21 protein-coding genes are annotated in these 20,933 nt (G+C 69.9%); 14 read left to right on the top strand and 7 right to left on the bottom strand.

From position 1 onward, the window contains the following. On the bottom strand, positions 1-2,190 hold the full coding sequence (locus tag KFLA_RS09860) for an alpha-galactosidase (protein WP_012919643.1): 2,190 nt from the start codon (positions 2,188-2,190) through the stop codon (positions 1-3). Positions 2,191-2,314: 124 nt separating this feature from the next. On the opposite strand from KFLA_RS09860, the gene KFLA_RS09855 reads away from it, so the two are divergent. The 7 genes from KFLA_RS09855 (at position 2,315) to KFLA_RS09825 (ending at position 9,859) form a co-directional block, all read left to right on the top strand. Next, positions 2,315-3,490 (top strand): ROK family transcriptional regulator, encoded by a 1,176-nt coding sequence (locus KFLA_RS09855; protein ID WP_012919642.1) that lies wholly within the window; start codon positions 2,315-2,317, stop codon positions 3,488-3,490. 121 nt (positions 3,491-3,611) lie between these two features. Beyond that, a complete protein-coding gene (locus tag KFLA_RS09850; protein ID WP_012919641.1) occupies positions 3,612-4,892 on the top strand; it encodes an ABC transporter substrate-binding protein in 1,281 nt (426 codons plus the stop codon). Between the two features lie 13 nt (positions 4,893-4,905). Further along, the gene (locus KFLA_RS09845; protein ID WP_012919640.1) at positions 4,906-5,910 is read left to right on the top strand and encodes a carbohydrate ABC transporter permease; all 1,005 of its coding nucleotides are present in this window, start codon (positions 4,906-4,908) and stop codon (positions 5,908-5,910) included. Then, positions 5,907-6,758: a carbohydrate ABC transporter permease gene (locus KFLA_RS09840; protein WP_012919639.1), complete on the top strand. Its 852-nt coding sequence runs from the start codon at positions 5,907-5,909 to the stop codon at positions 6,756-6,758. The genes KFLA_RS09845 and KFLA_RS09840 overlap by 4 nt, the downstream gene beginning before the upstream one ends. 43 nt (positions 6,759-6,801) lie before the next feature. After that, the gene (locus tag KFLA_RS09835) at positions 6,802-8,112 is read left to right on the top strand and encodes an ADP-ribosylglycohydrolase family protein (RefSeq protein ID WP_012919638.1); all 1,311 of its coding nucleotides are present in this window, start codon (positions 6,802-6,804) and stop codon (positions 8,110-8,112) included. Further along, positions 8,109-8,882 carry a glycerophosphodiester phosphodiesterase gene (locus KFLA_RS09830; protein ID WP_012919637.1) on the top strand — a complete coding sequence of 258 codons (774 nt, stop codon included), beginning with the start codon at positions 8,109-8,111 and terminating at the stop codon, positions 8,880-8,882. The genes KFLA_RS09835 and KFLA_RS09830 overlap by 4 nt, the downstream gene beginning before the upstream one ends. After that, positions 8,879-9,859 (top strand): PfkB family carbohydrate kinase, encoded by a 981-nt coding sequence (locus tag KFLA_RS09825; protein WP_012919636.1) that lies wholly within the window; start codon positions 8,879-8,881, stop codon positions 9,857-9,859. Before KFLA_RS09830 ends, KFLA_RS09825 begins: the two co-directional genes overlap by 4 nt. A gap of 75 nt (positions 9,860-9,934) precedes the next feature. Here KFLA_RS09825 and KFLA_RS09820 read toward each other — a convergent pair whose 3' ends face one another. Together KFLA_RS09820 and KFLA_RS09815 are read right to left on the bottom strand one after the other, a co-directional pair. Then, complete coding sequence (locus KFLA_RS09820; protein ID WP_012919635.1) at positions 9,935-10,669, bottom strand: SDR family NAD(P)-dependent oxidoreductase; 735 nt, start codon at positions 10,667-10,669, stop codon at positions 9,935-9,937. Positions 10,670-10,823: 154 nt separating this feature from the next. Continuing rightward, a complete protein-coding gene (locus tag KFLA_RS09815) occupies positions 10,824-11,606 on the bottom strand; it encodes an SDR family NAD(P)-dependent oxidoreductase (protein ID WP_012919634.1) in 783 nt (260 codons plus the stop codon). A 108-nt stretch (positions 11,607-11,714) separates the two neighbouring features. Between KFLA_RS09815 and KFLA_RS09810 the strand changes: the two genes are divergently transcribed. After that, positions 11,715-12,308 (top strand): TetR/AcrR family transcriptional regulator, encoded by a 594-nt coding sequence (locus tag KFLA_RS09810; protein WP_012919633.1) that lies wholly within the window; start codon positions 11,715-11,717, stop codon positions 12,306-12,308. A 33-nt stretch (positions 12,309-12,341) separates the two neighbouring features. Here the strand turns inward: KFLA_RS09810 and soxR are convergent, their stop codons facing one another. Further along, entirely contained in the window at positions 12,342-12,797 is a 456-nt protein-coding gene (gene soxR / locus KFLA_RS09805; protein ID WP_012919632.1) for a redox-sensitive transcriptional activator SoxR, read from the bottom strand. Between the two features lie 51 nt (positions 12,798-12,848). Here soxR and KFLA_RS09800 point away from each other — a divergent pair, with 51 nt between their 5' ends. The 4 genes from KFLA_RS09800 (at position 12,849) to KFLA_RS09785 (ending at position 16,613) form a co-directional block, all read left to right on the top strand. Further along, a complete protein-coding gene (locus KFLA_RS09800) occupies positions 12,849-14,357 on the top strand; it encodes an MFS transporter (protein ID WP_012919631.1) in 1,509 nt (502 codons plus the stop codon). Positions 14,358-14,413: 56 nt separating this feature from the next. Further along, a complete protein-coding gene (locus tag KFLA_RS09795; protein ID WP_012919630.1) occupies positions 14,414-15,277 on the top strand; it encodes a haloalkane dehalogenase in 864 nt (287 codons plus the stop codon). A 58-nt stretch (positions 15,278-15,335) separates the two neighbouring features. Beyond that, complete coding sequence (locus KFLA_RS09790; protein WP_041289235.1) at positions 15,336-15,689, top strand: ACT domain-containing protein; 354 nt, start codon at positions 15,336-15,338, stop codon at positions 15,687-15,689. A gap of 102 nt (positions 15,690-15,791) precedes the next feature. Next, a complete protein-coding gene (locus tag KFLA_RS09785) occupies positions 15,792-16,613 on the top strand; it encodes an SCO6745 family protein (RefSeq protein ID WP_012919629.1) in 822 nt (273 codons plus the stop codon). A 45-nt stretch (positions 16,614-16,658) separates the two neighbouring features. Here KFLA_RS09785 and KFLA_RS09780 read toward each other — a convergent pair whose 3' ends face one another. Then, on the bottom strand, positions 16,659-17,687 hold the full coding sequence (locus KFLA_RS09780; RefSeq protein WP_012919628.1) for a hypothetical protein: 1,029 nt from the start codon (positions 17,685-17,687) through the stop codon (positions 16,659-16,661). Then, positions 17,684-18,109: a hypothetical protein gene (locus KFLA_RS09775; RefSeq protein ID WP_012919627.1), complete on the bottom strand. Its 426-nt coding sequence runs from the start codon at positions 18,107-18,109 to the stop codon at positions 17,684-17,686. Before KFLA_RS09775 ends, KFLA_RS09780 begins: the two co-directional genes overlap by 4 nt. Positions 18,110-18,271: 162 nt before the next feature. Between KFLA_RS09775 and KFLA_RS09770 the strand changes: the two genes are divergently transcribed. Continuing rightward, entirely contained in the window at positions 18,272-19,456 is a 1,185-nt protein-coding gene (locus KFLA_RS09770; RefSeq protein ID WP_012919626.1) for a sensor histidine kinase, read from the top strand. Beyond that, complete coding sequence (locus KFLA_RS09765) at positions 19,449-20,108, top strand: response regulator (protein WP_012919625.1); 660 nt, start codon at positions 19,449-19,451, stop codon at positions 20,106-20,108. Before KFLA_RS09770 ends, KFLA_RS09765 begins: the two co-directional genes overlap by 8 nt. Positions 20,109-20,276: 168 nt before the next feature. On the opposite strand, the gene KFLA_RS09760 is transcribed toward KFLA_RS09765, so the two are convergent. Continuing rightward, a complete protein-coding gene (locus KFLA_RS09760) occupies positions 20,277-20,903 on the bottom strand; it encodes a TetR/AcrR family transcriptional regulator (protein WP_237706764.1) in 627 nt (208 codons plus the stop codon). Positions 20,904-20,933 lie beyond the last annotated feature (30 nt).

Below are 20,933 nucleotides of genomic sequence, written 5' to 3'. Positions count from 1 at the left end.
CTAGATCCTGTTCTCGGTGGTCGGGTTGTTGTCAACGGCAACGAGCCGGAAGAGCAGCGCCTGCTCGGGGTACAGCATGGGTGCCTGCAGACCGATCTCGGCCAGCAGGTGCCCGGTCACCGTGACCGGCTCGGTCCACCAGGACGGCGCGCCGGCGGCGGTCGGGACCAGCGCGGCAGCCGACAGCTCGATCGGCTCGACGCGGTACGACGTCTCGGGCTTCAGCCCGGGAATCCGGATCCGGCCGGGGCGAACCTGGTTGGTGGTCGACAGGGCGACGAACGCGAAAAGCGCGCGGTCCTGGGCCTGGCTGACGTAGCCGTGCGCCCAGTAGGCGTCGTCGGGATAGTCGCTGTGCACCGCGGTGCCGGAGTGGATCAGGCCACGCTCGGACTTGTAGAGGTTCACCCAGGCGGCCAGCTCGTCCAGCTCCGCCGCGGTCGCGGTCCGGAGGTCCCACTCGATGCCGAAGTGGCCGAACAGGGCGGTCGCCGCGCGGAAGGCCAGCGAGTGGGTGCGGTGCGTGGTGTGTGCGGTCGGGGCGCCGACATGGGCCCCGACCAGCTCCGGCGGCAGCACCAGGCCGGTCCACCGCTGGATCTGCTGACGCTCCAGCGCGTCGATGCAGTCGCTGGCCCAGACGCGGTCCGTGTGCTGCAGGATCCCGAGGTCGACCCGGCCGCCGCCCGACGAGCACGACTCGATCTCCAGCCAGGGATGCCGTCGGCGCAGCTCGTCCAGCATCCGGTAGACCGCCGCCGTCTGCGCGTGCACCCGCGGTGCTCCGGTGGCGCGGTCGCCGGCTTCGGCCAGATCGCGGTTGTGGTCCCACTTCAGGTAGTCGATGTGGTGCTCGGACACCAGCGAGCTGATCGACTCGAGGATGTACTCGTACGCCGCCGGCACGGTGAGGTTCAGCACTTGCTGGTACCGGCCGCGCAGCGGGAGCCGGTCACCGGGCGCCAGGATCCAGTCGGGGTGGGACCGGGCCAGGTCGGAGTCCTCGTTCACCATCTCCGGTTCGAACCAGAGCCCGAAGTCCATCCCGAGCCCGCGGACCGCGTCGATCAGCGGGGCGAGGCCGTCGGGCCAGACCTCGGGGTCCACCTGCCAGTCGCCCAGGCCCGCGCGGTCGTGACGGCGGTGGCGGAACCATCCGTCGTCGAGGACGAACCGCTCGGCGCCCACCTTCGCGCCGTACTGCGCCAAGTCGACCAGGGACTCGAGGTCGTGGTCGAAGTACACGGCCTCCCAGGTGTTCAGCACCACCGGCCGCGGCGACGAGGGATGGGTGCGGCGGCTGCGCAGCGTCTGGTGGAAGGCGGCCGCGACCTCGTCCAGCCCGGCTCCGTACGCCCCGTACACCCAGGGCGTCGTGTACTTCTCACCAGGCGCGAGCACGATCTCGCCCGGGAGCAGGAGTTCCCCGCCACCGAGCGTGCGAACGCCGGCCAGCCCCAGCTCCGCGAAGGTGGTGTGGTTGCCGCTCCACGCGGTGTGCACCGCCCAGACCTCGCCGCGGTTGAAGCCGAACGAGGCGGTGCCGGCGGCAACGACCAGGCTCGAGTCCGAACCGGTCCGCCCGCGACGTCCTTCGCGAACATGGGTGCCGGCGGTGAACGGGTGGCGCTGGGGAACGCGCTCACGGAGGTGGCGCCCGGTGAAGTCGAGCAATTCCTCGGCCTCCGCCGGCACCGGAAGGGCCAGCCGGACGGCATCCACGGTGTACGGGCGGTCCTCGTCGGCGTTCGCGAGCTCGGCGCGCAGGCGGACGAGACCCGACGGCAGCAGCTCGATCGTCGTGGTCAGAGTCAACCGCGCGTCGTGGTCGACCGCGTGCGCGACGAGCGTCTGCTGCTCGCCGGGCGCGCCGGTCAGCTCCCAACCGGCCGGACCGAACCGGCTCGAGAAGGTCGTTCCGTTGCGGTGGCCTTCGAGACCCGGCAGTCCCATCCAGCCGCCGGACTGCTCCGGCAGGATCGACGGCGCGCCGGCACCGTGCAAACCGTCGGCACCCGATTGCAGCTCCGCGAGCGTCCCCAGGAACGCTTCGTCAGCCGGTGCGGTGGTCACTCGACGCCCCCAGTGCAGGACGCGGGGAACGGCGGCGGAAACGTCGACCACCACCGAGACCCGCCCGGCCGCGAGCACCACCGGGCGCACGGGCGCGGCGCCGGTCGAATCAGTCATCCGTTGCCATCCTGTCATTAATAATTTCATCATGAAACGTGTAGGGTTCAGCATGCCACAGGATTCGGAGGTCGGGTGAGTGGCGTCCGCTGCGGCGGCCGGCCGTGCAGACGTGAGGCGGGACATGGAAGACGTCGAACTGTCCGGCGCCGCGCCGCTGTCGGAGCTGTCCAGGGCGGTTGCGGTCGACATCCTGGTTCACGGCCCGCGCTCACGCCTGCAGCTCGCCAAGAGCATGGGGCTGTCGGCGGCCACCCTGACCCGCCTGGTGAAGCCGCTGCTCGAGGCGGGCGTGCTGGCCGAGACCGAGCCGATCCGCACGCCGGGCCGGGGCCGCGCCTCGATGCCGCTCGACGTGGTGGCCCAGCAGCACCGGTTCATCGGGGTCAAGCTCACGACCGAGTCGATCTACGCGGTTGTCACCGACCTGCGCGCGCGCATCCTGGACACCTTCGTGCAGCCGATCCGGTCCCTGGAGGTGCCGGACGTGGTCGAGGCGGTAGGCGAGATCGTGGCCGGGTTCCAGTCCCGCGGCGGACGCCCGATCGACGCGGTCGGGGTCACCGTCGGCGGTCTGGTCGACGCCGGCGAGATCGTGGCCGACTCGCCGTTCATGCACTGGCGCGAAGTACCGCTGCGTGCCCTGCTGGCCGAACGCCTCGGACTGCCGGTCCACCTGGACAACGACGTCGTGGGCCTCACCCAGGCGCAGCACTGGTTCGGGGTGGGCCGGGGGCACGCCGATTTCGCCCTGCTGACGGTAGGGGCGGGTATCGGCTACGGACTGGTGCTCAACAACGCGATGATCCGGACCGAGGTGACACCGGTCAGCCACTTCCCGATCGACCCCTACGGACCGCTGTGCCCGCTCGGCCATCGCGGCTGCATGACCGGTTACCTGACCTCCGGGGCGATCACCTCGGCCGTCTCGGCCGGGCTCGGCCGACAGGTCGGGTACGACGAGGCCCTCGACCTGGCCGTGGCCGGGGACCCGGTCGCCGGCCGGGTCGTCGACGAGGCCGCTCGCGCCCTCGGCCAGGCCGCCGCCGCTGTCAGCGCGCTGACCGGCGTCCAGCGGATCATCCTGTCGGGCGAAGGCGTGCATCTCGCCGAGGTCGCCCGGACGGCACTGGACGAGGGCCTGCACCGGTACGCCGGGGTACGCGGCCCCAGCACGGAGGTGGTGATCCGCTCGATGGGGTTCCTGGAGTGGGCCCGCGGTGCCGCCACGATCGCGATCCAGCGCGACTTCGCCGGCGGCGTGCAGACCAGCGGGGCCGAACTGCTCGACCCCTCTTGACACGTTTTCTTTTCATCGCGAAACTAGATCAGCATTCTGATCGGCCTTTCGGGCCCCGTGGTGGCAGGGCAGCACCGGCTTGCGGTCCGGGCGCGGACGCACATCGAGACGAGGAACCGCCATGAAACTCCGTTCAGCACTGCAGGCCGCGCTGGCTGTCGCCACGTCGGCGCTTGTGGTGGCCGGCTGCACCGGCACCGGCGGAACCACCGCCTCCGATTCCGGTCCGCAGAACAAGCCGTTGCGGTTCCTGGTCGAGCAGCCCGAGGACGCCGACGCGCTGAAGAAGCTCGAGACACGGCTCGCCGACTTCGAGAAGTCCTCGGGTGTCGACGTGAAGCTCGAGGCGATGCCCTACGACAACATGCGGACCGTTCTGCAGACCCAGCTGCGCTCCGGCGACGCGCCGGACGTCTTCAACTGGGGCTCGGGACCGGGCTTCGGTGGGGCGCTGGCCAAGGCGGGTCTGCTGTCCGACCTGACCAGCGCCTACCAGGAGCGCGGCTGGAAGGTCTACCCGTTCGCCAAGGACCGCGTCACCGTCGACGGCAAGACGTACGGCATCCCCGGTGAGATGGAGACCATCGGCCTGTTCTACAACAAGGACCTGTTCGCCAAGAACGGGATCCAGCCGCCCCGCACCCTGGCCGAGCTCACCGCGGCAGCCGAGGCCCTGAAGGCCAAGAAGATCGTCCCGATCGCGGCCAGCGACAAGGAGGGCTGGCAGGGCGGCCACCTGCTCAGCATGGCGCTGTCCAGCGCGATCGGTTCCGACGGTATGGACGCGCTGCTCAAGGGCGAGAAGTCCTGGAACTCGCCGGAGGTGGTGTCGGCCCTCAAGTTGTGGGAGAACTACAGCAAGTCGGGCTACCTGCCGGAGTTCCCCACCTCGGTCAGCTACGACAACGCCACCGCCCTGTTCTACTCCGGCAAGGCCGCGATGCTGCCCAACGGCAGCTGGCTGATCCGGGAGATGGACGCCAACGCGAAGTTCGCGGTGGGCTACATCCCGTTCCCGGCGCAGTCCGGACCGGGCATCTTCACCGCCGGCCTGGGGTCCGGGCCCTACATCTCGGTCGGCACCCAGAACAAGGACGCCGCGCTGAAACTCGTGGACTTCCTCGCGTCGCCGGAGCACGCGCGCTGGCTGGTGCAGAACCTCGGTGTCATCCCGCCGCAGCCGGTGGACGTCAACGGGCTGAAGCTCTCCCCGCTGCTGACCCAGACCCTGCAGGACACCGCGAAGCTCGCGACCGGCCAGGGCGACCTCGGCTACAACATCGACGTCCTGACGACCGACGTGTTCAACAAGGCGATGTGGGACGGCGTCCAGGGCCTGCTGTCCGGCCAGCAGAGCGCGGAGCAGGTTGCCAAGAACCTCGACGCCGCGTTCACGAAGTGACGGTGTGGGCCCGATGAATCGGACCGTCGTCGACACGTCGCCGGCCGCCACGCCGGCGGCTCCGTCGCCGAGCACCACCCCGAAGCCGCCGCGGCGGTCCCGGCAGATCCGGTCGACCACCCCGAGTGTCACCCGGAAGGCGCAGACCCGGCTGGGCCTGGTCCTGGTCGCGCCACTGATGGCGATGGTCGTGGTGTTCCTGATCTTCCCGCTGGGCAACGCGCTCTACTACGCGTTCGTCGACTTCAACGGGATCAACCCCCAGCCGCCCTTCGTCGGCCTGGACAACTTCGTCGAGCTGTTCAAGGACCCCAGCGTCTGGGCGGCCCTGAAGAACAACGTGATCTGGATCGTGCTCGGCACGATCGCGCCGCTGGTGATCGGCCTCGGACTGGCGCTGCTGGTCTGGGGGGTCCCGCGCGGCAGCCTCTTCTACCGGATCGCGTTCTTCTTCCCCTACATCCTTCCGCAGGTGGCGGTCGGCGTGGTCTGGGGCTGGATCTACGACCCGACCCGCGGCTGGCTGAACCGCGGCCTCGAGCTGGTCGGCCTGGGCTCACTCGGCACCGGCTGGCTGGGCAACCCCGACACCGCCCTGTACGCCGTCCTGGGCACGGCCGTGTGGGCCACCGCGGGCTTCGTGTTCGTGATCCTGCTGTCGGCACTGCGCAACGTCGACACCGAACTGGTGGACGCGTCGCTGCTGGACGGAGCCGGGCCGATGAGCCGGCTCCGGTACGTGATCCTGCCCCAGATCATGCCGGTGTTCCTGATGGTCACCACCATCACTCTGGTCGGCGGTTTCAGCGTCTTCGACATCGTCTTCATCATGACCGGCGGCGGACCGGCGGGCGCCACCGAGGTGCTCGGCACGTACGCCTACGGCAACGCCTTCCAGCTCAACCGGATCAGCTACGGCACGGCGCTGGCCCTGGTGCTGACGCTGCTGGCCGTTCCGTTCGCCGTCTGGCTCAACCGGCTGCAGCGCCGGCTCTCACTGCAAGGAATGGGCGCATGAGTACGAGCGGTACCACCCTGAGACCGTCACGACAGGCACTGCTCGGCGGCAGGCACTTCGTCCTGGTGCTGCTGTCGCTGCTGATGCTCTTTCCGCTCGTCCTGGTCGTCTCGACAGCGCTGAAGACCGGCGACGACGTCCGGTCGAACCCGTTCGGCCTGTTCTCCTCGATCTCGGCGGACAACCTGGTGACGGCCTGGACGGTGGGTTCGTTCGGCGACTACGTGCTGAACAGTTTCCTGTTGTCCGTGCCCAGCACGGTCCTGGTCGTCGTCCTGTCCACGCTCGGCGGGTACGCGTTCGCCCGGCTGCCCTTCCCCGGCCGGTCGATCGCGTTCTACCTGGTCGTCCTGGGTCTGCTGGTGCCGTTCTTCACCTACATGATCCCGCTGTACTTCCAGCTGCGCGGCATGGGGCTGCTGAACACGCTGGTCGGGGCGAACCTGGTGCTCGCCAGTACCGGCCTGTCGTTCGGCACGTTCTTCATCCGGGCGTTTTTCACCGACCTGCCCACCGAGATCGAGGAGGCGGCCCGGATCGACGGGGCCTCGGAGTGGCAGATCTTCCGCAGCGTGATGCTGCCGCTGGTGAGTTCGGGCGCTGGAGCGCTCGCGGTGTTCACGTTCCTGCAGAACTGGAACAACTTCCTGGTGCCGTTGCTGTACCTGCCGGGTGGCCAGTACCGGCCGCTGACGACGGGCCTCTACCTGTTCCTCGGCGGGCGCTCGGTCGACATCGGTCCGCTCGCAGCCGGCACCCTGATCACGATCCTGCCGGTGATGGTGCTGTTCATCGCGCTGCAGCGACAGGTCACCCAGGGCTTCCTCTCCGGAGCCGTCAAGGGCTGACCCCGGCTCTGTCCCCTTCCGACTCCTGACCCGAGGAATCCCCGTGCACGACGTACTGGACCCCCGCGACCTCATCCCCGACGAAGCCGAACAGCTGGCGCACAGCGGATATCCGGCCGACTCCTTGGCAGCGCAGGCTCGGCAGGCAGCCCAGGAGGGCGACCTCGCCCGACTCGATCGAATCGAGGGCGAGCTCGGTCGCCTCGACCGTTCGGCGGGCTGGAACTTCGACGAGCCCGACGACGACGAGACCCTGCTGGCGCTGGCGGCGACGACGCCACGCGTCGACGTCGACGACGCGACACTGCCGGACCGCATCCGGGGTGCTTGGCTGGGCCGCACTGTCGGCAACACGCTGGGCAAACCGGTCGAAGGGCTGAGCCGGACCGAGCTGGAGCGCTACCTGCGCGCCGCGGAGCACTGGCCCCAGACCGGTTACCTGCCGCTGCTCGATCCGCTGCCCGCGGGGGTCTCCCAGCTGCACCCGTCCGCCGAGACCGCGTCGGCGGGGCGGTTCGTCGACGTACCGCGCGACGACGACATCGACTGGACGATCCTCGGGCTGTACGTCCTCGAGCGGTACGGCCGCGCGGTCACCACCGAGCAGATCGCGGCCGAGTGGCTCGACCGGGTGCCCTTCACCCAGACGTACACCGCGGAGCGGGCGGCCTACCGCAACCTGATCCACGGCCTGACCGCGCCGCGGACGGCGACCCACCGCAATCCCTACCGGGAATGGATCGGCGCCCTGATCCGCGGCGACGCGTTCGGCTACGTGAGCCCCGGTGATCCCGGGGAGGCGGCGCGGCTGGCGCTGACCGATGCGCGCCTGACCCACACCGCGAACGGCATCTACGGAGAGCTGTGGGCGGCCGGTCTGGTCGCTGCCGCACTCGGGGCGCGCTCCGCGGCCGACGCCTTGGCCCAGGCGGCGGCTCTGGTGCCGAAGTCGTCCCGACTCGCCGCCGCGCTGCGGGGAGTCCGGGAACTGCACGGCCGCGGCGCCTCGCACACCGACGCCCTCGACTGGGTGGACGCCGAGTGGGGACACCTGCCGTGGGTGCACACCGTCAACAACGCCGCCCTCATCGCTGTCGGTCTCACCTGGGGCGACACCTTCATGGACGCCGTCGGCATCACCATCTCCGGGGGCCGCGACACCGACTCCAACGGGGCCACCGTCGGCAGCGTCTACGGCGCGCTGCACGGAGCGGCCGGCGTACCGGCCGAGCTCGTCGGCACCACCCACGACAAGGTGAGAAGTGCGGTGCGGGACTTCGACCGGATCACGATCGGCGAGCTCGCGGACCGTACCGTGCGGCTGGCACGGGACTTCCTCGCCACCGGCTCATGAGCCCGCGGGTCTTCAGCCGGCCGGCCACATTGGTCGGGCACCGGGGGTTGGGCAAGGGCGTGGTCCAAGGGCACCGCGAAAACACTGCCGGCTCGTTCCTGGGGGCCGTCGACGCCGGCCTCCGCTGGGTCGAGGTCGACGTACGCCGGACGCTGGACGACGAGCTCTTCGTGGTCCACGACGCGGCCTTGTCCGACGGCAGGTTCCTGGCCGAGCTGACCGGAGCGCAGGCCGAACGGTACGGCGCGCTGCCGGTCCACCGGCTGCTGGACGTGCTGCCGCCGGAAGTCGGTGTGGTGTTCGACGTGAAGTCGTCGCTGGAGGACGCCGGGAGGCCGGCCGACTCCACCACCGCGGCGCTGCTGGGCACTGTCGCGACGGAGTCCACGCGACGGCGTCCGACCTTGGCACAGTCCTTCGACCCGGCGGCACTGCGTCAGCTGCGGCAGGCCGCACCGCGGGTGCCGCTCGGCCTGCTGACGTGGCTGCACTTCCCGATCGGCCAGGCCGTTGCCGCGGCAGCACATCTCGACATCCAGGTACTGGCGGTCCATGCCGGGTCGCTGTGGCCCACGACCGCAGCGGAGCCGCGGGACGTCCCGTCGCTGGATCGCATCGTCGCGCTGGTGCACGGCGCGGACCGCGAACTTCTCGTCTGGTGCCCGACCGCCGAGCAGGCTCGGCACCTGGTCACCGCCGAGGTCGACGCCATCGTCATCGACGACGTCCCGGCGCAGGTCCACCAGCTGTCCGCAGGATGTCCGGCATGACCGGCCAGGCCGTGACCTCGGCCCAGGTGAGCGATGCCGCGCCCGTCGCGCCGGCCGTGGTGGTGGTCGGCAGCGCCAACCTCGACCTGCGCCTGTCGGTCGAGGCGATGCCGCGCCCCGGTGAGACGGTCCTTGCCTCCGGCATCGACCGCGGTCCTGGCGGAAAGGGCGCCAATCAGGCCGCGGCGGCGGCGCGTGCCGGAGTCGCGACCGCCCTGGTGGGCGTCGTCGGCGACGACGACGGTGGAAGGCTGGTCCGGTCCGCACTGGTCGACGCCGGGGTGGACCTCGGACTGCTGCGCACGTCGTCCACCCCGACCGGGACCGCGATCATCACCGTCGATCGCACCGGGGAGAACGCGATCACGGTCGCCCCGTCCGCCAACGACGAGCTGACGATGGACTCGGCTGCCGTGCGCGCGGCGAGTTCGGCGGCAGTCCTGCTGGTCCAGCTGGAGATCCCTCTCGAGACGGTCCGCGCGGCCGCGGCGGTGGGCCGGTACGTGATGCTGAACGCGGCACCGGCGGCAGAGCTGGACGCCGATCTGCTGGCGGACGTGGATCTGCTGGTGGTCAACGAGCACGAGGCCGCTGTGGTGGCCGCGGCAGAGGCCGGTGTGGTGGCCGCGGCAGAGGCCGGTGGCAGCGCGTCCGGCGCGCCATTTGGCACCGCTTTGCTCGAGAAGGTTCCTGCGGTGGTGGTCACCCTCGGTCCAGCTGGTGCCCTGCTGCTGCGCCGCGGCGCGGACCCGGTGCGAGTCAGCGGGGTGGAGGCGAATGCCATCGACACCACCGCGGCAGGTGACACCTTCTGTGGCGTCCTTGCCGCCGGCCTGGCCACCGGCACACCGTTGCCGGAGGCCGTACTTCGAGCCAACGCGGCGGCGTCGCTGGCGGTGGAGGCGCGGGGCGCGATGCCGTCCATTCCGGACGCGGCCTCGATCACGGCCCGGCTCGACCGGCTCGCCACTGGCTGAACCGCAACCTCCCCGGTCCGGCCGCGCCCGGGAGCCGAGCACCGGTACTCGGCTCCCTGAGGCGGGTGCCGGGCGTCACTGCACCGGGATGCCCGCCGACTCGCCGCCGTCGGCGATGAACTCGGCCCCGGTGGCGAAGGCGGAGTCGTCGCTGGCGAGGAAGATCACCAACGGGGTGAGCTCGGTGTCGGCGGCGGTGCGGTGCAGCGCCACGTTGGCGGTGTTGTCGCCGAGCTCCTCGGTCATCGGCGTCCGGACGAAGCCGGGATGCACCGAGTTCGCCCGGATACCGAAGGTGCCGAGGTCCAGGGCGGTGGTCTTGGTCAGGCCGCGGATCGCCCACTTGGAGGCCGAGTACGCCGGCAGGTAGGCGTAGCCGGTGATGCCCGCGGTGGAGGACACGTTGATGATCGAGCCGGTCCCGGCGGCCTTCATGCCCGGGATGACGGCCTTGGTGCCGTTCCAGATGCCGGTGAGGTTGACGCCGATCACCTCGTCCCACATCTCGTGCGAGTGCGTCTCGATCGACTCCCGCCGGAAGATGCCGGCGTTGTTCACCAGCACCGTGACCGGTCCGTAGGTGCCGGTCGCCTGCTGCACCACCCGGTCCCAGCCGTCCCGGTCACGGACGTCGAGAGGTGCGAAGATCGCGTTCTCACCCAGCTCCTCGACCAGCTGCTTGCCCTCGGCCTCGAGCACGTCGGCGATGACCACTTTGGCGCCCTCGGCAACGAATCCCCGGGCGTGCGCGGCGCCCATCCCGCGGGCACCCCCGGTGATGATGGCAACCTTTCCTTCGAGCTTCGGCATCGTCAGGTCCTTTCCTGGTCTGTGGTCCGGCGCCTCGGTCCGGGCGCCTGACCAGAACGCTAGAAAGTCCGCGTCGCGCCGAACAGGCCACGCCTTGACCAGGAAAACCACACCCACCCAACGCCCCGCCGCAGAGCTCGGCGGCGCCCGGCGATCAGGCGGTCTTGACGATGCCGCCGTCGATCAGCACGTCGGTACCGACCAGGCTCGCCGTCAGCGGGGAGCACAGCTGCGTGACCAATGCGGCAACCTCGGCCGGCTCGATCAGGCGTCCGGTCAACATCCCCGCCTGCTGCGGCAGTCCGGCCAGCAGGTCGTCCTGCGACACACCCAGCCGGCGTGCGAGCTGACCGCCGTACATGTCCGGGTCGGTCCACAACGCCGTCCGGACCGGGCCGGGCGACACCGTGTTGACCCGCACGCCCTGCGGACCGAACTCCTCGGCCAACGCCTTGCCGAGCGCGGTCAGCGCCGCCTTCGCCGTCGTGTACGGAGCCGGGCCGCCGGCCGGCGTCCGGGCCCCGTTCGACGAGATGTTGACGATCGCGCCGGACCGCCGGAGCAGGCTCGGCAGCGCGGCCCGCGTCGTCCGCACGGTCGCGAAGTAGTTCAGCTCGAACATCCGCTGCCACACGGCGTCGTCGTAGTCGAGGAATCCACTCCCCACTTGCTCGTCACCGCCGCCGACGTTGTTCACCAGCAGGTCCAGCTCGCCGACCTCCGCGAGGGCCGCCGCGACGGCCTGCTCCGGGCCGTCCGGCACAGCCAGATCAGCCTGTACGACCGACGCCCCGGTGGCGCGCAGTTCCGGCGTACTGGACCGGGCCACCGCGACGACGCGGACCCCTTCCGCGGCCAGCTGCTCGACGACGGCCAGGCCGATCCCGCGGCTGGCTCCGGTGACGAGTGCGGACTTGTCCTTCAACTGGAGATCCATGAAGCCCTCTTCCCTCAACGCATCGCTCCTGACACGCTCAACGTACAAGTTGCGACATCTTTGTTGCAAGTAGTGGGAACAACGCGACCGCCGGGTAGTCTTTGCGGCATGAGTGACGTCACCGCCCGCCCACTGCGTGCCGACACCGAGCGGACCGTGCGGCGGATCCTGGAGGCGGCGGAGCGCACCCTGAACCGGAACCCGTCCGCCTCGATGGAGGAGATCGCGGCCGCGGCCGGCGTGGCGCGGACCACGGTGCACCGGCGGTTCGCCACCCGGGAGGCGCTGGTCACCGCGATGGCGACCTGGGCCGCCCAGCAGCTGGTGGCGGCGATCGAAGAGGCCCGCCCGGACACTACGCCGCCGCTCGTCGCCCTTTACCAGGCGACCGCGAACGCACTGCGGGTCAAGCTCTCCTGGGGTTTCTCGATGAACTCGGGCCTTGCCACCGGCAACGAGGCGGGCCAGATCCAGGCCGGCGTGCTGGCGACCTGCGACCGCCTCTTCGACCGGCTGCACCAGGCCGGCATCCTGCGCCCCGAGGTCGACCCGATCTGGGCCCGCCGGGTGTACTACGCCCTGTTCCACGAGGTCTGCCAGGAACTCAGCAGCGACCCCGACGACGTCGACACGGACGCGCTGGCCACTCAGATCGTCGAGACCCTGCTCAACGGCGTCGGCACGCCGAACGTCCAGCTCTGAACGCACCGGCCCCCGAAGGCGGGCGCGGACAGGTCAGCTTCGCGGCGAGTCGACCCAGAGGCGGCGCGGGCCGGTGCCGGTAGCACCGAGCTTGTCGTCGCGGTTGCGGAGCAGGCAGCGTTCCAGCGAGAGGCAGCCGCAGCCGATGCAGTCGGTGAGTTTGTCACGCAGCCGGACGAGCTGGGTGATCCGCAGGTCGAGGTCGGCCTTCCAGCCGGCCGAGAGCTGCTCCCAGTCCTCCTGGGTCGGCGCCTGGTCGACCGGCAGCGCGGCCAGTGCCTCGCCGATCTCGCGCAGCGGGATGCCCACCCGCTGGGCGACCCGGATGAAGGCGATCCGGCGCAGCGCGTGCCGCGGGAAGCGGCGCTGGTTGCCGGCCGTCCGCCGGCTCCAGATCAGGCCGCGCTCCTCGTAGAAGTGCAGCGTCGTCACCGTCACGCCCGCGCGCCTGGCCAGCTGACCGATCGTGAGTTCGGCGTTCGCGTCCATCTCCGAAGGCTAACTTGACCTCGGGTTAACCCGAGGTTCGAGGATGCCGGTATGACCACTGACACCACCGGATCCCAGCTGGCCGGCCGACGGGAGTGGCTCGGCCTCGCCGTGCTCGTCCTGCCCGCCCTGCTGGCCTCACTCGAACTGACTGTCACCCATCTCGCCCTGCCCGCGATCGGGCGCGACCTCGGCGCCTCCAGCACCCAGTTGCTGTGGATCGTCGACGGGTACGCGTTCCTGCTCGCCGGCACGCTGGTCGTGATGGGCACGCTGGGCGACCGGATCGGGCGGCGCCGGCTGCTGCTCGGCGGCGCGATCGCGTTCAGCCTGCTGTCGGTGATCGCGGCGTACGCACCGAACCCGGAGGTCCTGGTCGCGGTCCGGGCCCTGCTGGGCGTGGCCGGGGCGACCCTCATGCCCTCGGTGCTCGCGCTGACCGTCGCGCTGTTCACCGAGCCGCGCCAGCGGACCCAGGCGGTCGGCATCGTGATCGCCGCCGTCTCCGCCGGTACGGCGATCGGCCCGCTCGTCGGCGGCTGGCTGCTCGACCACTTCTGGTGGGGCTCGGCCTTCCTGCTGCCGATCCCGCTCATGCTGGTTCTCGTCGTGGTCGGGCCGGCGACCCTGCCCGAGCACAAGGCGCCCGGCCGGCGCGGGCTCGACGTGCCGAGCGCGGTCCTGTCGATCGCCACGGTGCTCGCGATCGTGTACGGGCTCAAGCAGGTCGCCGCGGCCGGCCCCGCGGTTCCGGCGTACGGCGCGATCGTGGTGGGGCTTGTCTGCGCGACGGGGTTCGTCCGCCGCCAGCGCCGGCTGGCCGACCCGATGATCGATCTGCGGCTCTTCGCGGGCCCGGCGTTCACCACGGCCACGCTCACGCTCGTCCTCGGGATCTTCGTGCTCTGGGGCACGAACTACGCCGTCGCCCAGTACCTGCAACTGGTCGCCGGGCTGGACCCACTGACCGCCGGCCTGTGGACCGCACCGCCCGCGCTCGGCGTGATCGTCGGCTCGCTCGGCGCGACCCGGCTGGCGCGACGGATACCGGCCGGGCGCATCATCGGCGGCGGGATGCTGCTGTCCACCCTGGGATTCCTGATCCTCTCCCGGATCGACGCAGACACCTCGCTGGGCGTTCTCGTCACCGCGACGATCGTCGTCTCGGCCGGCCTGGGCCCGATGATGGCCCTCGCCACCGACATCGTGGTCGCCAGCGCCCCGGCCGACCGGACCGGTGCGGCCTCGTCGATCGCCTCCACCGCACCCCAACTGGGCGGCGGACTGGGCATCGCGATCCTGGGCAGCATCATCACCGCCGGCTACCGCGCTGACATGCAAGGCACTCCTCACCCCGCCGGCGAGAACCTCACCGCGGCCGTCGCCGTCGCCGCACACCTCCCACCCCACGAGGCCACAACACTCCTGACCGCCGCCCGAGCCGCCTTCACCAACGGCTTCAGCATCAGCGCCTTGGCGGCAGCCGCCCTCACCGCCTTGACCGCCACCGCGGTGCTGGCCGTCTTGGGCGGACGACGTGCAGGTGTCGAGGGTCGTTAACGTGGAGTTGTCCCAGTCCGCTGCTCGGTGGCCGGTTCGCGTGGAGACAATGCCGCATGACTGCTGAGACGCCTCAGTTGATGCCGGTGCTGGATCTCAGACTCGGTTGCCGGACGGTGGGTGAAGGCCGTCCGGTGGTGTTCGTCCATGGCAATCCGACCTCGTCGTACCTGTGGCGCAACGTGATGAGCTCACGCCTCGGGCGTTGTCTTGCGGTCGACCTGCCCGGCATGGGCGCCTCCGACCCGGTGTCCGGCACCGATCCGCGGCGGTACCGGTTCACCACGCATCAGCGGTACTTCGACGCGTTCCTGCACAGCTTGCGGCTGGACCAGCCGGTCGTGCTGGTCGGGCACGACTGGGGCGGCGTGCTCGCCACCGACTGGGCCCGTCGTCATCCGGACGAAGTCGCGGGCGTCGCCTATCTCGAGACGCTCGTCGCGCCGGTCGCCTGGGACAGCCCCAACGCGCCCAGCCCGGACGTCTTCAGGCCCTTGCGAAGCGAGGCCGGCGAGCGGCTGGTTCTGGTGGAGAACATCTTCATCGAGCAGATCCTGCAGGCCGGCACGTTGCGGCCCCTGGACGACGAGGATCTGGCCGCGTACCGGCGTCCGTACCTCGAGGCCGGCGAGTCACGCCGGCCGATGCTCACCTGGGCCCGCGAGATCCCGATCGACGGTGAACCCGCCGACGTGCACGAGCTCGTCGGCGCCAACGCGCGCTGGATGGCGACCAGCGCCGTGCCGAAGTTGTTCGTCAACGGTTCGCCGGGCGCGCTGCTCACCGGCCCGCTCCGCGACCTGTGCCGCGGCTGGCCGGGTCAGCAGGAGGTGACGGTCGCCGGCTCCCACTTCCTGCCGGAGGATTCACCGGCAGAGATCCAGGAGGCGCTGGCGGAGTGGATCCCCACCCTGAACTGACCACCTCGCAGTACGAGGTCGGGGACCGCAACGGTCCCGGTCTCACTAGGCTCTTGGTGTGACTGATGCACAGCAACGCCTGCGGATACTGCCGGAGCCTTATCAGATCGAGCACCACCCCGCAGGCGACGAAGTACCCGCTGGTGTCGACTGGTTGGCGTTGGTCCGGAGCCCTGACGGATTGACCGTGGTCAGGCCCGGCTCCGGGTGGATCGCCTTCTACAGTGGCGACACCGCGCACGAGCTCGACGTACCGGGGATGCTGAGCGCACTCCTGGTTCCGCTGAAGGAGGCGGGCATCTCGGTGTTCGTGGCTTCCACGTACGCGGCGGACCTCGTCCTGGTGCCGGCGGACCGGCGGGATGAGGCGGTCGCCGCGCTGCGGAAGGCCGGGCATCACGTCGCAGACTGATCGGCGTTCGGGGACCTGTCGAAAGAGGTCGGGCCCGTTCGTAGTCGGAGTGAGGGGCCGAGCACCGGGCCGGGCCCCACCGACCTTTCGGAGGACGTTCGGATGGGATCTGTCGCGCGCCGCCTGTGTCAGCAGTTGCTGGAACCGATCCACTTGGTGACCTACTTCTCCGACGAGCCGACCGAGGCGCTCCAGGCGCTCGGGTACGAGGACTACTGGCCCGGGTACTTCGCCGGTCGGTCGGCGCCGCTGGGGCGGGTGCCGGCCGAGGTGGTCGATGCGCTCTTCTACAACTTCGCGCCCGGCGAGGTCGCCCGGTGCATTCCGGGCGTCTGGGAGGTCGCCACCCCCGAGGCCGCACTCGCCGCCCGCCGAGACGGCAGCGCCGCCGCGTTGCGGCGCATCCTCGGCGACCTGGCCGACGGCCCAGGACTCGCCCGCGCCGCCGACCTGGCCACCCGAGCGGCGGTCACCGCACCGATGCAGGGGCGGATCCTGTACGCCGCCCTGCGGTCGCTCCCCGTCCCCGACGAACCGGTCGCCCGGCTCTGGCACGCAGCGACCTTGCTGCGCGAGCACCGCGGCGACGGCCATCTCACCGCTCTGGTTGCCGCCGGCATCGACGGCCAGGAAGCTCACGTGCTGCACGCGATCTCCCAAGGCATGACGCCCGAGGAGTACGGCAGGCTGAACCCCCTCACGCCGGACGAGCTGGCCAAGGTGGTCAACGGTCTGCGCGCTCGCGGACTCGTCGACTCCTCCGCTGCCTTCACCGCCGCCGGCCGGCAGACCAAGGACCGTATCGAGTCGCTCACCGACGCCCTCGCCGCCCCCGCGTACGACAGCCTCCAGCCGCGGGAGCTCGACCAGCTGATCGCGGACCTCGAGCCACTCGTGGCAAGAATCGACGCGGTCGGCTACTAGGGCGCCTTCGACTCAGCTATCCGGCACCGTACGGATCGCAGCGATTCAGGGCGAGCCCCGGAAGTCTCGTCCTGCAGCGGGGGTTCGAGAAGCTGGATCTCGCTTCGTGCCGATCCTTCGTCGCCTGTAGTCCGCTGTGGCCAAGCCCAAGGTGATGCCCCACGGAAGCCAGCAGAGCGTCGGCAGCCAAACGGCCCAGTTCTCCATGGCGGCACTGGGCTCGACCGGAGTGAGCCCAAGAGCCATCGCGAGAAGTCCGCGGTAGATCGACAACCCTGCGGCCGAAAGGATCACCGCGATCACCATCCCGGGGATCACCGCAAGCAGCACCGGTATTTCCCGGCCCCCTACCAGTGGAATCCACCGGGGCGCCTGACTGCCCCAGCGTCGACCGAGGCCGGTCGTGAGGACGGCACCAAGAATCGTCGCCGCCGCCAACACCAGTTCTGTCAGCCGGGCGCCGGGCGCGGTGTATGGCTCGATGAACTCGTCCGTCACGCCGACGTACACCCCAGCGGCCCAAGCCAGCTGCCGAGCGGCGTAGACCAGGGGGAGCACCACGGCAGCGATCCAGATTCGCCGCTGCCATCCCATTGGCCGCCAGTTGCTGTCAGCGGCAGGCAGCGAGCGTGGCGACCTTCTAGGTGCTGCCGCTCTCCACAAGAGAAGGGCTCCGAGCAGAACCCAGACCTGGTGCAGCACCGCATCCGACACCCGGCTGGTGTTGCCGATCGGAAGGTTGATCAAGGCGACGAGGAGGCGTGCGTCCGGAACGGTCAGCACCAGCAGGACCGCCACCACCAGACCGAACCGCGGCTGCCATCGGCTTCGAGCGGACGGCACCGCGGTGAGAGCAGCCGCCAAGACGGCACCAGCCAAGCAGGCGATCACGACACCCATCGCTTCGCTGGGCGGGCCCACGAGCACTGCGCCGGACGTGCGTGCCGCGTACGCGTCCTCCAGCGGGTAGCCCGGACCACCTAGTGCCCAGTTGACACCCAGAACGAGGTAGCAGAAGCTCCAGCCAGCGACCGCCCACCACCAGGAGGTGGTCAGATTGCTCCACTGCGTCACGCTGTCGCCCGCGTCCGTGCACGCCAGGCGAAGATCGCGAAGGCGGGCCCGCCGACGAGCGACCATGGGCCCGGTCCAGCGGGCTCGATCAGCAAGCTGGGTTCCCCGACGGCGATCGCGACCGCCTGCAGGCTGAGCACCACGGCAGCGATCCAGCACATCACCCGGAGGGTGCGACGCATCCGGCGCACCTCGCGGGCCGAAAGCGCCGCGGCGGCGGCGAACAACAGCGCCACAGCAGTCACGGCGACACCGCTGAACAGATAGGTGCTGAAGGCCACATCATCGGCGGAGAGGTAGCCGACCGTATAGATCGTGAGATGAGTGAGACCTAGCCCTGCCGCCATCGTGGCGGCGACGTAGCCGGTCAGCTTGGATGGAGCCACAGCAGCTCTTGAACTGCGCGAATCGGTAGTGGTCATGGCGAACTCCGGTCTTCCATGGTGTCGAGGTACGCCGTACAGCCTGGTCTCGCAGGGCCACCACCACATCCACCGATGGACAGAGATCGCGCGCGGATTTCTGTTCCACAGCTCAGTCTTTGGAGGGATCCGGTGCCGACTCGGCCTGCCTAGACTGAGGCCATGCAGGATCGTCGACCGGCACTCACGGGCATCGTTCTCGCTCCGAGTGTGGTCGGGGCGGCCATCGCCAGCTGGGTGGATCCGCTCAGCGCTCTAGGTGCCGCCATCACGCTCACCGCGGCGCTCGTCGTGGCGACGTTCCGGTCCCGCGCGACCGCCGGCGGGCTGGTCGTCGTCCTGGCCGCTTCAAGTTCCATCCTGATCACGATCTTCTATCCGCGCCCGGCCGATTCGTCAGCCGGTGCGGTCGCAGTCGCCGAAGCGATCGGTCTGCTGGCGCTCATCGTGGCGGCCGCCCGATTGCCAACAGCTTGGCACGCAGTGGGGTGTGGCGTCGCCGCGGCCGTGGCCACCTCAGTACTGATCCTCCGGCTCGCGGAGGTGTCGTCCTTCGCGCAGGCCGTCGGCACAGCCCTGTTCGGCCTGGTTGTTGCCGGTGTCGTCGGCGGCGCCGCGGCGGTCGTCAGGCACCAGGGCCAGGTCCGACGGAAGCAGCATGAGGAACTTCGCCGCACGCAACGGGAGGAAATCGCCAAGGACCTGCATGACTACCTTGGTCACGATCTGACCGGCATCCTCGTCCAGGCGCAGGCGGCGTTGACCATCGACAACGAGTCCGCGAGCGATCACCGGGAAACGTTGACGAACATCGCGGCCGATGCCACGCACGCCTTGGCGACGCTGGACCGGGTGATCGCGACCCTGTTCGGACCCTCGGCTCCCGTCGGCGCCGCGCCAGTGGAGTCGGCGGCCCGTCCGGTCCCCGGTCTGCACGACGTGCCCGCACTGGTGCAGCGCTTCAACGAGACCGGTACGACGCCGACACAGCTGGAAGGTGGCACCGTCCTGCACCGCAGTGTCGAACCGGAGATCGGAACGACGATCTTCCGCCTGGTCGCCGAGGCGCTGACCAACATCCGCCGCCACGCCCCTGCTGCGAGCCGCGCCCTGGTGACGCTGCGCGAAGTGCGCTGCGACCCGGGCGGCTCGGCCATTCTCGTCGAGGTGACCAATGAATCAGTTCCGGCTCCGGAGCAGCGCCTGACTCGTGCTCGGGGAGGCGCCGGCCTCGCCGGACTCAGCCAGCGGGCCGAATTGCTGGGCGGAGTCGTCGAAGCCGGTTTCGTGAGTCCTACCAGCTGGCGGGTCCTGGCTCGCTTTCCCCTGGACGGTCGCCGTGGCTGAGGGCAGGACGAGAATTCTCATCGCCGACGATCAGGAACGGGTCCGCATCGGGTTCAGGCTGATCCTGGACTCGCAACCAGACATGCAGGTGGTGGCCGAAGCCGCCGACGGCGCGGAGGCTTTGCGAGCGATCCGGACCCACCGTCCCGATATCGTCCTGACAGACATCAGGATGCCTCACGTCGATGGCCTGGAACTGACCCGGCAGGTCACCGCCGCGACCTTCGGCGTGCCGGTCAAAGTCATTGTGATCACGACGTTCGAGGTGGACGAGTACGTCCATACTGCGCTGCAGCACGGAGCCAGCGGCTTCCTACTGAAGCGATCAGGGCCGAACCTGCTGGTCGAAGCGGTACGCGCGGCCGTCAGCGGCGACACCCTGATCAGCCCACAGGTCACCGTGCGCCTCCTCGAGCAACTGCGGCACCGGCGCAGTGGCCCGTTACCGGACAAGGCGGCCCTGACTGACCGCGAACGGGAGATCACGATGCTGGTCGGCCGCGGCCTCAGCAACGCCGAGATCGCCACCGAACTGTTCATCTCGGTCGGCACGGTGAAAACCCACGTGGCCAACATCCAGCGAAAACTGTCCGCTCGCAGCCGGGTCGGCATCGCCGCTTGGGCGTGGCAAACGGGCCAACTGCCGTTGTGACCGTGTCCGACGTCGCCGCTGTTGCTCGCCAGTCCGCCTTGTCGGCAGAGTCGCCCAATCCGGAACGCCATCGACGGTCTGGGCGCGGAACGCACTCTTCGGCCTACTGCCGTCCGCCGTCTTGCTGCGCTCACCGAGACCGATGCTGAGCTGGCCCACCAGGTGAGGTCAAACCTCTGACACCGGGGTCACTATCGCCTGCAGGGCGGGGCCGAGGACACGGTGGAGGTCATCGCGACCGGCATCGGCCAGAGCCGGGACCTCCAACAGGTAGCGGGCCAGGGTGATCCCGAGCGTGCAGGCGTTCAGGACGGCTGCACGTAGCTCGGCGTCGTCGCCACCGATCGTGGCGGCGACCGCCGCCTGGGTCTGGCCCATCACGTCATCGCGCAACAACGCCATCGCCTCCGGATGCGTCAGGCAGTTCCTCAGCAACGCCTCCGCACTGGACCGGCTCTCCACATCCTCGAACCCCTCGAAAACGTGTCGCAACGCCACCGCGGGCAACTCCTGCGTCGTCGCGTGAACGAGACTCGAAACATCCACGGTCGACTCCACCGCGGCCGCGAAAAGCCTCTCCTTTGCGCCGAAATGCTGCATCACCAGCGCCGGATCCACCCCCACTTCGGCGGCGACCGTCCGGATCGTCGTCCGGTCGTAGCCATGCTCGGCGAACAGCCGCCGCGCGGCGGCCAGAATCGCCACGGCAGTCCGCTCGCGTCGCTGATCCCGGGACAGCCGCTTCTCCGATTTCTCGCCAGTGCCATCGGCGGCCACGGTCATGCCGTTCTCCATGCGCTCACTCTACACATGTTGACTGAAAAT

This window comes from Kribbella flavida DSM 17836 (assembly GCF_000024345.1).
Lineage (GTDB): Bacteria > Actinomycetota > Actinomycetes > Propionibacteriales > Kribbellaceae > Kribbella > Kribbella flavida.
This window is presented reverse-complemented; position numbering and strand designations above follow the sequence as displayed.